Genomic DNA, 12,744 nt, shown 5'->3' with positions numbered 1-12,744 from the left:
GCCCGATCACCGCATGCGTCTCGCTCTCGTGCTGCTCCTCGCGCTGCTCGTCGCCGCGCCCGTCCCGCTGCGTGCCCAGGGCACCGACGTCACCCCGAGCACCGGCGAGATCGACGCCGCCGCGATCACGGGCCGGCACGGCATGGTGGCGAGCCAGGAGGCGCAGGCGAGCCGCATCGGCGCCGCCGTGCTGGCCCGCGGCGGCAACGCCGTCGACGCCGCGGTCGCCACCGCCTTCGCGCTCGCCGTGACGCTGCCGCGCGCCGGCAATCTCGGCGGCGGCGGCTTCCTGGTGCTGCACCGCGCCTCGGGCGAGGCCGTGACCGTCGACTTCCGCGAGACCGCGCCGGCGGCCGCGACCGCGACCATGTTCCTGGACGCCAAGGGCGACGCCGATCCGGAGCTGTCGCGGTTCAGCGCCCGCGCCATCGCGGTGCCGGGCAGCGTCGCCGGCCTCGCGCTGGCGCACGAGCGCTACGGCTCGGGGCGGCTGCCGCTCGCCGCACTGATCGCGCCGGCGATCGCCCTCGCCCGCGACGGCGTGCCGGTGACGGGCGACCTGTTCGAGACCCTGACGCTCGCCGAGCGCCGGCTCGGCCGCTGGCCCTCCTCGACCCGGGTGTTCCTGCCCGGCGGCCGCCCGCCGGCGGACGGCGACCTCCTGCGGCAGCCCGATCTCGCCGCGACGCTGGAGCGAATCGCGGCGGACGGGCCGGACGGCTTCTATCGCGGGCCGGTGGCGGAGAAGATCGTCGCGACGGTGCAGGGCGCGGGCGGGCTCCTCACCCTGGCGGACCTGGCCGGCTACCGCGCCGTGGTGCGGCCGCCGGTGCGCGGCACCTATCGGGGCTTCGGCATCGTCGCGATGCCGCCACCCTCGTCGGGCGGCGTCCATCTCGTCGAGATGCTGAACATCCTCGAAGGCTTCGACCTGAAGAGCCGCGGCGCCGGGTCGCCGGCCGCGTTCCACCTCCAGATCGAGGCCATGAAGCTCGCCTATGCGGACCGCGCCGCCTTCCTGGGGGACGCCGACCAGGTCGACGTGCCGCTGGCGAAGCTGCTGTCCAAGGACTACGCGGCGGAGCTGCGCCGGAGCATCGACCCGGGCAGGGCCCGGCCATCGGCGGAGATTCGCCCGGACAGCCCGGCGCTGGGCGGCGGCGGGGCGAACACCACGCATCTTTCGGTGGTCGACCGCGACGGCAACGCCGTGGCGCTGACCACCTCGCTCAACTTCAACTACGGCATGGGACTCACCGCCGACGGCACCGGCGTGCTGCTCAACAACACCATGGACGACTTCTCGGCCAAGCCCGGCGCCCCCAACGCCTTCGGCCTGGTCGGCAGTGCCGCCAACGCGCCGGCGCCCGGCAAGCGGCCGCTCTCCTCGATGACGCCGGCGATCGTCGTCAAGGACGGCCGCGCGGTGCTGGTCACCGGCGCGCCGGGCGGCAGCCGCATCATCTCGACGGTGCTGCAGGTGATCCTGAACCGGATCGACTTCGGCCTGTCGCCGGCCCTCGCGGTCGCGGCACCGCGGGTCCATCACCAGTGGCGGCCCGACGAGGTCCTGCTGGAGCGCGCCGTGCCCGAGGCCACGGCCCGGGCCCTGGCGGCGATGGGCCACCCGGTGCGGGTCGGCCCCACGGCGGGCTCGGCCCATACCGTGGTGGTGACGCCGGACGGAATGGTCGGGGTCGCGGACCGCCGCGCCCGCGGCGCCGGCGCGGCGGGCGATTGACCGTTGCGTGGTGAAAGCAGCTCGCGGGTCAGCTCGACCGGCGACGGGTCTCGATCAGGCGGCCGAGCCGGCGGCGAGCGAGCGCCTGCCGGGGCGGACGAGCGTTGATGCGGATCGACAGGCCGCTGCGATAGGCCGGAACGAAGAGCGGAGCGATCTTGAAGCGGCCGGCGATCGGATCGGAGGAGCCGGACGAACCCGCCAGGGAGCGCAATACCCGCCGAAACATTGCAATCGTCCTGAAAAACGCAGACCGCTGCACGCACCCGAGTGAATCGCACCCGGGGAAATTGGAGCGGGCGAAGGGATTCGAACCCTCGACCCCAACCTTGGCAAGGTTGTGCTCTACCCCTGAGCTACACCCGCATCCGTGGGCGGCAGCGCCGCCGGAGCGCTTCTCTACCCAAACTCGGATCGCTTGGCAACCGTCCCGACGCACCGAATTCCGGCCCTCCCTCCGGGCGGCCGGCCGCGGTTCGGCGGGGTTGACGCCGGGGGGCCCGCCGGGGTCCATTGCGGCCGCCCGACGGACCGCCGCCCCGACATGCCATGACGACCGCACCGACATCGCCCGCCGCCGCCACCCCGGCCGACCTGTTCGCCTGCCTGGACCGGCTCGGCGTGCCGCACCGCACCGTGACGCATCCGCCGGTCTTCACGGTCGAGGAATCGCAGGGGCTGCGCGGCACGATCCCGGGCGGGCACACGAAAAACTTGTTTCTCAAGGACAAGCGGGGCACGCTGTTCCTGGTGGTGGCGCTGGAGGACGCCGTGATCGACCTCAAGGGCCTGCACCGGCGGCTGGACGCCGCGCGTTTCTCGTTCGGCTCGGCCGAGCTGCTGCGCGAGGCGCTCGGGGTCGAGCCCGGCTCGGTGACGCCCTTCGCCGCCATCAACGACACCGCCGGGCGGGTGACCGTCGTGCTGGACGAGCCGATGCTGGCGCACGACCCGCTCAACTATCATCCGCTGGTCAACACCATGACGACGGCGATCGCGCCCGGGGACCTGCTGCGGTTCCTGCGCCACACGGGCCACGAGCCGCGTCTCGTCACCGTCTCCGACGAGGCCCCGGCACGGAGCGGCGACTCGCCCGATTGACGTCACGATTGCAATGAGTTCCCTGCTTCCCCATCTGTTCGATCGGTGGGGCGCGGCGGCACCCCGACAAAGGACACTCCAGATGTTTCAGGACGGCGGAGCGGCGGTCGCCGCGGACGGGCTCATCAAGGACACCACGACCCAGGGCTTCGTGAAGGACGTGATCGAGGAATCGCGCCGGCAGCCCGTGCTGGTCGATTTCTGGGCGCCGTGGTGCCAGCCCTGCAAGCAGCTCACCCCGGTGCTGGAGAAGGTGGTCAAGGCGGCACGCGGCAAGGTGAAGCTCGTCAAGATGAACATCGACGAGCACCGCGCCATCCCGACCCAGATGGGCATCCAGTCGATTCCCGCCGTGGTCGCCTTCGTGGACGGCCGCCCGGCCGACGGCTTCATGGGGGCGCTGCCGGAGCAGCAGGTGCTCGCCTTCCTGGACCGGCTGACCCGCGGCCGTGGCGCCCCCGAGGGCGACCCGGTCCAGCAGGCCATCGAGGCCGCCGACGCCGCCCTGGTCGAGGGCGACGCCACCTCGGCGGCGCAGATCTACGCCGAGGTGCTGCAGCACGATCCCGAGAACGTCCACGCCATGGCCGGCCTGGTGCGCTGCCAGGTCGAGACCGGCGCGCTGGATCAGGCCAGGCAGACGCTCGCCATGATCCCGGAGGCGAAGCGGCGCGAGGCGCCGGTGGCCGCCGCCGCCGCCGCCCTCGAGGTGGCCGAGCAGGCCGCCGCGCTCGGTCCGCTGGTCGAGCTGGAGAAGAAGGTCGCGGCCGATCCGCTCGACCACCAGGCGCGCTTCGACCTCGCGCTGGCGCTGGCCGCCAAGGGCCGCAAGGCCGAGACGGTCGACCACCTGCTGGAGATCGTACGGCGCGACCGCAAGTGGAACGAGGACGGCGCCCGCAAGCAGCTCGTCCAGCTGTTCGAGGCCTGGGGCCCCACCGACGAGGCGACCGTGTCGGGCCGCCGCCGCCTGTCGTCCATCCTGTTCGCCTGAGACGGCCCGGTCCGCTCGCCGGACCAGGCCCGGAGACCGGCCATGCCGATGAATGCGGTGTATCGCGGCCCGGCGGATCTGCCGTCGACCCTCCCGGTGTTCCCGCTGCCGGGCGCCCTCCTGCTGCCGCGCGGCCAGATGCCGCTCAACATCTTCGAGCCGCGCTATCTCGCCATGGTGGACGACGCCCTCCGGAACGGCCACCGGCTGATCGGCATGATCCAGCCGGACAGCGCCCATCCGGGCCCGGAAGACAGGCCGACCCTGTTCAAGGTCGGCTGCGTCGGCCGCATCACCCAGTTCGCCGAGGCCGGCGACGGCCGCTATCTCCTGCAGCTCACCGGCGTGTCGCGGTTCCGGGTGGAGCACGAGCTCTCGGTCGACACCCCCTATCGCCAGTGCCTCGTCACCTACGGCCCGTTCGCCGACGACTTCGTCGCCCGCAAGGGCGAGAAGGCGGTCGACCGCGAGGCGCTCCTGCGGGCGCTGCGCGACTTCCTCGAGGCCAACAAGCTGAAGGCCGACTGGGAGGGCATCGAGAACGCCCCCAACGAGGCGCTGGTCAACGCGCTGGCGATGATGTCGCCCTACGGGCCGGCCGAGAAGCAGGCCCTGCTGGAGGCGCCCGACCTCAAGACCCGGGCCGAGATCCTGGTCGCCGTCACCGAGATCGAGCTCGCCAAGAGCCGCACGCCCGGCGACGCCCCGCTGCAGTGAGGCGGGCCCGCCCGGAGACACGGAACGGAACCGGGTGCGGCTCGGACCGTTGGCGCTGCGCGGTCCCTGAGAGTATGGTGCCCCGCCCGGCCGGACGGCCGGCCCGTTCCGCCGTCGACGACGGACGTTCCGCCAACGGATGCATCGCATGACCTCGACGCCTCCCGACCGCGCGGCCGGCGCGGTCGACCCGAAACTCCTCGAAATCCTCGTCTGCCCGCTCACCAAGGGCCCGCTCGAATACGACGCCGAGCGCCAGGAGCTGGTGTCCCGCGCCGCCCGCCTCGCCTATCCGATCCGCGACGGCATCCCGATCATGCTGGTCGACGAGGCCCGCCGCCTCGACTGAGGCGCGGCCGTGCCCTTCCCCGCGCCTGATCGTTCCGGGCGGCGCCGGTGCCGCGCCCGGCCGGTCCGTCGCAACGCCGGAGCCTGAGCAGACCATGCTGACCATCTGGGGCCGCACGACCTCGTCCAACGTGCAGAAGGTGATGTGGGCGATCGGCGAGCTGGGGCTCGAGCACCAGCGCATCGATCTCGGCGGCCCGTTCGGCGGCAACAAGGATCCCGACTATCTGGCCCTGAACCCCAACGGACTGATCCCGACGCTGCGCGAGGACGACGGCTTCGTGCTGTGGGAGTCGAACACCATCGTCCGTTATCTCGCGGCCACCTACGGGCCGGGCCCGCTGGAGCCGGCCGACGCGCGCGGCCGCGCCCGCGCCGGGCAGTGGATGGACTGGCAGCTCAGCGTCGCCGGACCCGCCATCTTCCCGGTGTTCTGGGGCCTGGTGCGCACTCCGCCGGAACAGCGCGACGCGGCGGCGATCGCGGCCGGCAAGGAGAAGTGCATCGCGGCGATGACGGTCGCCGACGCGGCGCTGGCGACCTCGACCTATCTGGCCGGCGACGCCTTCTCCTACGGCGACATCCCGCTCGCCATCATGGCGCGGCGCTTCCTCGAGCTGGTGCCGGAGCGGCCCTCGATGCCCAATCTCGAACGCTGGTACGCCGCCATCGACCAGCGCCCCGCCTTCCAGCAGCACGTCGCCTCGATTCCGATGGTGTGAGGCCGGGAACCGGCCGATCAGAACGGGTCATTCCGGGGCGGTGCGCAGCGCCGAACCCGGAATCCAGCCGAGGACGCAGAGTTTGCCGCTGGATTCCGGGTTCGCGCCTTCGGTGCGCCCCGGAATGACGGGAACCCCTACAGCGCCTCGCCCTTCAGCAGCTTCGGCACCTCGCCGGAGAGGCCGGCGGCCTCGCGGACGAAGACGCGCTTGAGCACGGGGGCGCGGTCGACCAGGCCGAGGCCGAGGTCGCGGACCAGCCGCAGCACGTCGGAGCGGTTCGAGAACAGGCGGTTGAGCCCGTCGGTGGCGATGCCCATCGTCATGGTGTCGAAGCGGCGCCAGCGCTGGTAGCGTTCCAGCACGTCGGGGCCGCCGATGTCGAGGCCGAGCCGCGCGGCGTCCGCCACCGCTTCGGCGAGCGCCGCCGAATCGCGGAGACCCAGATTGAGGCCCTGGCCGGCGATCGGATGGACGCGATGCGCCGCGTCGCCGATCAAGGCGAGGCGCTCGGCGACGAAGGCGCGGGCGACGCCGAGGCCGAGCGGATAGGCCTGGCGCGGGCCGACGGCCTCGAGCGTGCCGAGATGCAGGCCGAAGCGCTTCTCCAGCTCGTCGTGAAACCCCGCGTCCGGCAGCGCGACGATGCGCTTCGCCTCCTCGGTGGTCTCGACCCAGACCAGCGAGGCGCGGTTCTCGGTCAGCGGCAGGATCGCGAACGGCCCGGCGGGAAGGAAGTGCTCGGTGGCGCAGCCGTGATGCTCACGCTCGTGCTTCACCGTGGTGACGATCGCCGACTGGCCGTATTCCCAGCCGACCACCGTGATGCCGGCGAGGTCGCGCAGCCGCGAGCGCACGCCGTCGGCGGCGACCAGGAGGCCCGCCTCGATCACGGCGCCGTCGCCGAGCGTGACTCTCACACTCTGCGGGTTCGCCTCGTAACCGGTGACGCTGGTGGCGCGCAGATCGATGCCGTCCACCTTGGCCCGCGCGGTCAGCGCCTGCAGCAGCACGCCGTTCTCGACCATCTGGGCGAAGGGCTCGCCGGGCGCCACCTCGCCCGCGAAGGTGAGGAAGACCGGCCGCACGGCGTCGTCGAGCCGGCTGTCGGTGATCACCATGTCGAGGATGTCCTGGGCGGCCGGCGCCACGGCGGGCCACACGCCGAGCGTCTCCAGCATCCGCCGGGTCGCCGCCGCGATCGCCGAGGCGCGCGCATCGACGTTCGGGCGGGCGACGGCCGGATCGGCGACGACGACCCCGAAGGCGGGCCCGAGCGACTGGCGCAGCGCCAGCGCCAGCGCCAGGCCGGCGAAGCCGCCGCCGGCGATCACCACATTGGTTCGTTCAGCCGTCATGTCGTCACCGCATCGTTCGGTCGCCCCGGCGCAGCGGCGCGGCCCCGGGGCGAGCTATAGCACCGACCGCGAGCCCGCGGCCATGCGGCGGAGTCTTCGCCCCGTCCGCTCATGCCCGCGAAAGCGGGCATCCAGGGGCGTCGTGCCGTGTCGCCCTGGATCCCCGCCTGCGCGGGGACGAGCGGACCGTGGCGTCCTCGCCTTGACTTTGTGCGGTGCGCCGGCGTCACTGCGACATCCACCCGCAACGACAGGTCCGCAGTCCATGGCGTCCGCCGTCCAGCACCTTCTATCCGTCATCGATCTCGAACGACTCGAGGTGAACCTCTTCCGCGGACGCTCGCCGCAGTCGGGCTGGCAGCGCGTGTTCGGCGGCCAGGTGATCGGCCAGGCGCTGGTCGCCGCCTGCCGCACCGTCGAGGAGATCGCCGAGCGGCCGCCGCACTCGCTGCACGCCTATTTCCTGCTCGCCGGCGATCCCAAGGTGCCGATCATCTACGAGGTGGAACGGCTGCGCGACGGCAAGAGCTACACGACGCGGCGCGTCACCGCGATCCAGCACGGCCGCCCGATCTACTCGGCCATGGTGTCGTTCCATCGCGCCGAAGCGGGCTTCGAGCACCAGTTCAGGATGCCGGACGTGGTCGGGCCGGAGAACCTGCCGAGCGAGCTCGAGCTGAAGGAGCGCATCCTGCCGCTGATGCCCGACCCGGTGCGCGGCTATTACGAGCGCGAGCGGCCGATCGAGCTGCGGCCGGTCGAGTTCGAGCGCTATCTCGGCAAGGCGCACCCGGAAGGCCGGTTCCACGTGTGGATCCGCACCACCGGCCGGCTGCCCGACGAGCCGGCGATCCACCGCTGCGTGCTCGCCTACGCATCCGACATGCTGCTGCTCGACGCCTCGATGATCCCGCACGGCCGCACCCTGTTCGAGAAGGACATCATGGCGGCGAGCCTCGACCACGCGATGTGGTTCCACCGGCCGTTCCGGGCCGACGAGTGGCTGCTCTACTGCCAGGACAGCCCGAGCTCGCACGGGGCGCGCGGGCTGGGCCGCGGCCTGATCTTCTCGCGCGACGGCACGCTGGTCGCCTCGGTGGCGCAGGAGGGCGTGGTGCGGCCGCGCCACGACTGAGGGAAGGCGCCGTCCGTCCGTCGCAGCGGGCAAAGGGCGGCTGACGACCGCGCGGCATTGTCGTAGTGTGCGGGCTCGCTCTTCCGGCGTCGGCGCGTTTTTCGGCGCGCGGATGCCTTTCGACGCTTCGTCCATCGCGGTGCCGACGGCCGAGCCGGGCACGGCACCAGGCGGCGGCGCGCGCCGCCGAACACAGAGGGGGCCGCCATGAAGCTCGTGATCGCGGTGATCAAGCCGTTCAAGCTCGACGAGGTGCACCAGGCGCTGACCCGCATCGGGGTCACCGGGATGACGGTCGCCGAGGTGAAGGGCTACGGCCGCCAGAAGGGTCACACCGAGATCTACCGGGGCGCCGAATACGCCGTCAGCTTCCTGCCCAAGGTGCGCATCGACGTGGTGGTGCCGGCCGACCGGGTGGACGCCGTCATCGAGGCGATCAGCGGCAGCGCCCGCACCGGCCAGATCGGCGACGGCAAGATCTTCGTCACCAAGGTCGACCGCGCCATGCGGATCCGCACCGGCGAGTCCGACATCGACGCGCTGTAGGCGGACGGGCGGCGCACCGGATGCTCCCGCCCGGCGATGGCTTGCATGATCCGGTCGTTCCGGGCCGGCGCGGGGCGCCGGACCCGGAAGCCAGCCCAGAACGCGGTGCTTGCCGCTGGATTCCGGGGTCGCGCCTTTGACGCGCGCCCGGAATGACGCCTGATCCGGAGCCCTCGCCTGCGCGGAGCCCCCTCGTCGCGGACCGCCCCGGGCCCCGGGCGGCCGTGGCGCGCCGGTCCTCCCGCTTTCCCGACGCCGAAATCATACTTTGGTCGCCTGCCGTTTACACTCCGGTAACGGCCGCAGCCTCATTGACCACGAATTAGGCAGAAGACGCCTCCCGATTGCGCACGGCGCGGCCGTCGCGCGGCGGCTGCCCGCCTTTTCGGCCGCCCGGACGCGCGCGGCTGCGGCCCGGCCATGCGGCGGCGCGGCAAAGCACCGCAGAATCATGGCCGCTCCGGATGGAACCCGGGTTGGCACGCGGTTTGATTCGGGTCCTCCAGGCTAAGCCTGCGGGGGGCGATCTCGCGCGCCGAGCCGTTATTTCAGCCCATCCTCGGCCAGAGGGGGCTCCAGCGGGGATCGATTCATGAAAATCGTCATGGCCATCATCAAGCCATTCAAGCTCGACGAGGTCCGCGATGCGCTCACGTCCATCGGCGTCTACGGCATGACCGTGACCGAGGTGAAGGGCTACGGGCGGCAGAAGGGCCACACGGAAATCTATCGGGGCACCGAATACGCGGTGAGCTTCCTGCCGAAGGTGAAGGTGGAGATCGCGGTGCCGAGCAATCAGGTCGAGAAGGTGATCGAGACGATCTCGGGCGCGGCGAAGACCGGCCAGATCGGCGACGGCAAGATCTTCGTCGTCGGCATCGATCAGGCGGTCCGCATCCGGACCGGCGAAACCGACAATGCGGCGCTGTAATCCGCACCCAACGGACAGGAGTGACAAGATGACATACAAGAATCCGTATCGTGCGGGCATCGCGGCCTTCGCGGTCGCGATGCTGGCGGCGAGCTCGGCCTGGGCCGCGCCGACCATCAACAAGGGCGACAACGCCTGGATGATGACGTCGGCCGTGCTGGTCCTGCTGATGACGATTCCCGGCCTCGCCCTGTTCTACGGCGGCCTGGTGCGCTCCAAGAACATGCTGTCGGTGCTGGCCCACGTGTTCTACACGGTCTGCATCGCCGTGGTGATCTGGGCCATCTACGGCTACAGCGTGACGTTCACGGGCGGCTCGCCCTTCATCGGCGGCTTCTCCAAGCTGTTCCTTTCGGGCGTGACGCCGGAGTCGGCGGCCGCGACCTTCTCGGTCGGCGCCAACATCTCCGAGCTGATCTACGTCTGCTTCCAGATGACCTTCGCGGCGATCACGCCGGCCCTGATCGTCGGCGCCTTCGCGGAGCGCATGAAGTTCTCGGCGCTGGCCCTGTTCATCCCGCTGTGGATCACGCTGATCTACTTCCCGATCGCCCACATGGTCTGGTACTGGGCCGGCCCCGACGCGATCGCCGATGCCGCCGCCGCCCTCGCGGCCGCGACCGACGAGGCCGCCAAGGCGGCCGCGCAGGCCAAGCTCGACGAGGTGATGGCCGACGCCGGCCAGATCTTCTCGTGGGGCGCGCTCGACTTCGCCGGCGGCACCGTGGTGCACATCAATGCGGGCATCGCCGGCATCGTCGGTGCCCTGATCGTCGGCCGCCGCATCGGCTTCGGCAAGGAGCTGATGCCGCCCCACTCGCTGACCCAGACCATGATCGGCGCCGCCCTGCTGTGGGTGGGCTGGTTCGGCTTCAACGCCGGCTCGGCGCTCGAGGCCTCGGGCTCGGCCGCGCTCGCCATGACCAACACCTTCGTGGCCACGGCCGCGGCGGCGCTGTCGTGGATGTTCGCGGAGTGGATCGTGAAGGGCAAGCCGTCGCTCCTCGGCGCGCTGTCGGGCTGCATCGCCGGCCTCGTCGCGGTGACGCCGGCGGCCGGCTTCTCAGGCCCGATGGGCGCCCTGGTGCTCGGCCTGATCGTCGGCGTCGTCTGCCTGTTCTTCTGCTCGGTGGTGAAGAACGCCTTCGGCTACGACGACGCCCTCGACGTGTTCGGCATCCACTGCGTCGGCGGCATCGTCGGCGCCATCGGCACCGGCATCCTGGTCAACCCGGCGCTCGGCGGCACCGGCGTCTACGACTACGTCGCCGCCAAGGTCGCCGACTTCGACCAGATGGCCCAGCTGATCTCGCAGCTGAAGGCCGTCGGCCTGACCATCGTGTGGTCCGGCGTCGGCTCGGCGATCCTCTACAAGATCGTCGATCTGGTCGTCGGCCTGCGTCCGACCGCCGAGCAGGAGCGCGAGGGCCTCGACCTCGCCGACCACGGGGAGCGTGCCTACAACATGTGAGGTCCCACCTCGCACACGGACCCGGCAGGGGTGGAGACCCGGCACCGCCCCTGCCGCTGGGAGGCCCCGACCTCGCGTCGGGGCCTCTTTTTTTGGCCCGTCCGTGTCGCGTCGTTCCGGGGCCGACCGAAGGTCTGAGCCCGGATCCCCTATCCCCTGTCCTTCGTGAGCCAGTGACGCCGGGAGTCTGGATTCCGGGCTCGCGGACCTTGCGGTCCGCGCCCCGGAACGAGGGGTTCCTCGTCGCCCGAGGCCCTTGACGGCCGATGGTTAATCGCGCCTTAACCTCGCCCCCTCTAAGCTTCACCCCGACGCGACCGCGCCGACCGGCGCGGCCCCGCTCACGAACACACGACCGATGTCCATGACGCCTGCCGCCTGCGCGCCCCCGACCTCGTCCGCGAGGCCGCTCGACACACGCTCGCCCTTCGTGCGGCTCACCGAGCTGCTCGCCGGGGTCGAGCCCGCGCAGACGCCCATCAACCTGTCGATCGGCGAGCCGCAGCACCCCATCCCGCCCTTCGTGAAGGATGCGCTCGTCGCCGATCTCGCGTCGCTCGGCCGCTACCCGGCCGGCAAGGGCACGGATGCGTTCCGGGCCGCCGCGGCCGGCTGGCTGACGCGCCGCTACGACCTGCCGCGGCCGGTCGATCCGGCGAGCGAGGTGCTGGTGCTGTGCGGCACCCGCGAGGGCCTGTTTCTCGGCGCCCTCGCGGCCAAGCGCTGGGTCGAGACGCAGCGCGGGCCGCTTCCCGGAAAGCCCGCCGTGCTGGTGCCGAACCCGTTCTACGCGGCCTATCCGGCCGGCGGCACCGCCGCCGACTGCGAGGTCGTCTACATGCCGGCGTTCGAGCGCAACGGCTTCCTGCCGGACCTCGACGCCCTCGACGGCGCGCTGCTCGCCCGCACCGCGGCGCTCTACATCGCCTCGCCGGCCAATCCGCAGGGCGCCGTCGCCGACCTCGACTATCTGGCGCGGCTGCTGACGCTCGCCCGCCGGCACGGATTCCTGGTCTTCGCGGACGAGTGCTACTCGGAGATCTACACCCGCGAGCCGCCGCCCGGCATCCTGCAGGCGGCCGGCGCGGACTTCTCCAACGCGGTCGTGTTCCAGTCGCTGTCCAAGCGCTCGAACCTGCCCGGCCTGCGCGTCGGCTTCGCCGCCGGCGACGCCGGGTTCCTGCAGAAGTTCCTGGATCTCCGCAACGTCGCCGCCCCGCAGGTGCCGGTGGTCGCGCAGACCGTCGCCGCCGCCGCCTATGCGGACGAGGCGCATGTGGAGGAGAACCGCCGCCTCTATGCGCGGAAGTTCGACCTCGCCGACCAGATCGTCGGCGACCGCTGGGGCTACCGGCGGCCGGCCGGCGGCTTCTATCTGTGGCTCGACGTCGCCGCGCTCGGCGGCAGCGAGGCCGCGACGCTGAAGCTGTGGCGCGAGGCCGGGGTGCGGGTGCTGCCGGGCCGCTACATCGCCCGCGACCAGGCCGACGGCTCCAATCCGGGGGCCGACTACATCCGCATCGCCATGGTTCAGGACGAAGAGACCACGGCCGAGGCGCTGCACCGCCTCGTCGCCGTGCTGGGCTGAGGACATCGACCGAGGACTCTGGGCTGAGAACCTTGAACTGAGGACTTGGGCCGCCCGCACCCTGCGGCCGCCCGGGCAGACACGGAGACGCA

The 12,744-nt window shown here is 71.7% G+C and carries 13 protein-coding genes and 1 tRNA gene; 11 read left to right on the top strand and 3 right to left on the bottom strand.

Going from position 1 to position 12,744, the window contains the following annotated elements; all coding sequences use genetic code 11:
* Positions 1-13: 13 nt before the first annotated feature.
* Positions 14-1,741 carry a gamma-glutamyltransferase gene (ggt, locus tag J2S22_RS02990; protein ID WP_272775130.1) on the top strand — a complete coding sequence of 576 codons (1,728 nt, stop codon included), beginning with the start codon at positions 14-16 and terminating at the stop codon, positions 1,739-1,741.
* Between the two features lie 28 nt (positions 1,742-1,769).
* On the opposite strand, the gene J2S22_RS02985 is transcribed toward ggt, so the two are convergent.
* Positions 1,770-1,970, bottom strand: a complete 201-nt coding sequence (locus J2S22_RS02985) for a hypothetical protein (RefSeq protein WP_272775129.1) — start codon at positions 1,968-1,970, stop codon at positions 1,770-1,772.
* Between the two features lie 62 nt (positions 1,971-2,032).
* Positions 2,033-2,107: transfer RNA gene (locus tag J2S22_RS02980), tRNA-Gly, on the bottom strand.
* A gap of 183 nt (positions 2,108-2,290) precedes the next feature.
* On the opposite strand from J2S22_RS02980, the gene J2S22_RS02975 reads away from it, so the two are divergent.
* The 5 genes from J2S22_RS02975 to J2S22_RS02955 all read left to right on the top strand — a co-directional run bounded on the left by J2S22_RS02975 (position 2,291) and on the right by J2S22_RS02955 (position 5,623).
* On the top strand, positions 2,291-2,842 hold the full coding sequence (locus J2S22_RS02975) for a prolyl-tRNA synthetase associated domain-containing protein (protein ID WP_272775128.1): 552 nt from the start codon (positions 2,291-2,293) through the stop codon (positions 2,840-2,842).
* An 82-nt stretch (positions 2,843-2,924) separates the two neighbouring features.
* Positions 2,925-3,836: a thioredoxin family protein gene (locus tag J2S22_RS02970; protein ID WP_272775127.1), complete on the top strand. Its 912-nt coding sequence runs from the start codon at positions 2,925-2,927 to the stop codon at positions 3,834-3,836.
* A gap of 42 nt (positions 3,837-3,878) precedes the next feature.
* Complete coding sequence (locus J2S22_RS02965; RefSeq protein WP_272775126.1) at positions 3,879-4,553, top strand: LON peptidase substrate-binding domain-containing protein; 675 nt, start codon at positions 3,879-3,881, stop codon at positions 4,551-4,553.
* A 148-nt stretch (positions 4,554-4,701) separates the two neighbouring features.
* On the top strand, positions 4,702-4,902 hold the full coding sequence (locus J2S22_RS02960) for a Trm112 family protein (RefSeq protein ID WP_272775125.1): 201 nt from the start codon (positions 4,702-4,704) through the stop codon (positions 4,900-4,902).
* 94 nt (positions 4,903-4,996) lie between these two features.
* Positions 4,997-5,623 (top strand): glutathione S-transferase family protein, encoded by a 627-nt coding sequence (locus J2S22_RS02955; protein ID WP_272775124.1) that lies wholly within the window; start codon positions 4,997-4,999, stop codon positions 5,621-5,623.
* A 137-nt stretch (positions 5,624-5,760) separates the two neighbouring features.
* Here the strand turns inward: J2S22_RS02955 and J2S22_RS02950 are convergent, their stop codons facing one another.
* On the bottom strand, positions 5,761-6,981 hold the full coding sequence (locus J2S22_RS02950) for a ubiquinone biosynthesis hydroxylase (RefSeq protein ID WP_272775123.1): 1,221 nt from the start codon (positions 6,979-6,981) through the stop codon (positions 5,761-5,763).
* Positions 6,982-7,246: 265 nt separating this feature from the next.
* On the opposite strand from J2S22_RS02950, the gene tesB reads away from it, so the two are divergent.
* The 5 genes from tesB (at position 7,247) to J2S22_RS02925 (ending at position 12,652) form a co-directional block, all read left to right on the top strand.
* Positions 7,247-8,116, top strand: a complete 870-nt coding sequence (tesB, locus tag J2S22_RS02945) for an acyl-CoA thioesterase II (RefSeq protein WP_272775122.1) — start codon at positions 7,247-7,249, stop codon at positions 8,114-8,116.
* Positions 8,117-8,323: 207 nt separating this feature from the next.
* On the top strand, positions 8,324-8,662 hold the full coding sequence (locus tag J2S22_RS02940) for a P-II family nitrogen regulator (RefSeq protein WP_272775121.1): 339 nt from the start codon (positions 8,324-8,326) through the stop codon (positions 8,660-8,662).
* 592 nt (positions 8,663-9,254) lie between these two features.
* A complete protein-coding gene (locus J2S22_RS02935) occupies positions 9,255-9,593 on the top strand; it encodes a P-II family nitrogen regulator (protein WP_111359962.1) in 339 nt (112 codons plus the stop codon).
* A gap of 28 nt (positions 9,594-9,621) precedes the next feature.
* Positions 9,622-11,064 carry an ammonium transporter gene (locus tag J2S22_RS02930; RefSeq protein WP_272775120.1) on the top strand — a complete coding sequence of 481 codons (1,443 nt, stop codon included), beginning with the start codon at positions 9,622-9,624 and terminating at the stop codon, positions 11,062-11,064.
* 358 nt (positions 11,065-11,422) lie between these two features.
* The gene (locus tag J2S22_RS02925; RefSeq protein ID WP_272775119.1) at positions 11,423-12,652 is read left to right on the top strand and encodes an aminotransferase class I/II-fold pyridoxal phosphate-dependent enzyme; all 1,230 of its coding nucleotides are present in this window, start codon (positions 11,423-11,425) and stop codon (positions 12,650-12,652) included.
* Positions 12,653-12,744 lie beyond the last annotated feature (92 nt).

It is taken from the genome of Rhodoplanes tepidamans, assembly GCF_030813915.1.
In the GTDB taxonomy this organism is placed as follows: Bacteria; Pseudomonadota; Alphaproteobacteria; order Rhizobiales; family Xanthobacteraceae; genus Rhodoplanes; species Rhodoplanes tepidamans.
The sequence above is the reverse complement of the archived record's forward strand: the minus strand, read 5'-3'. Positions and strand labels throughout refer to the sequence as shown.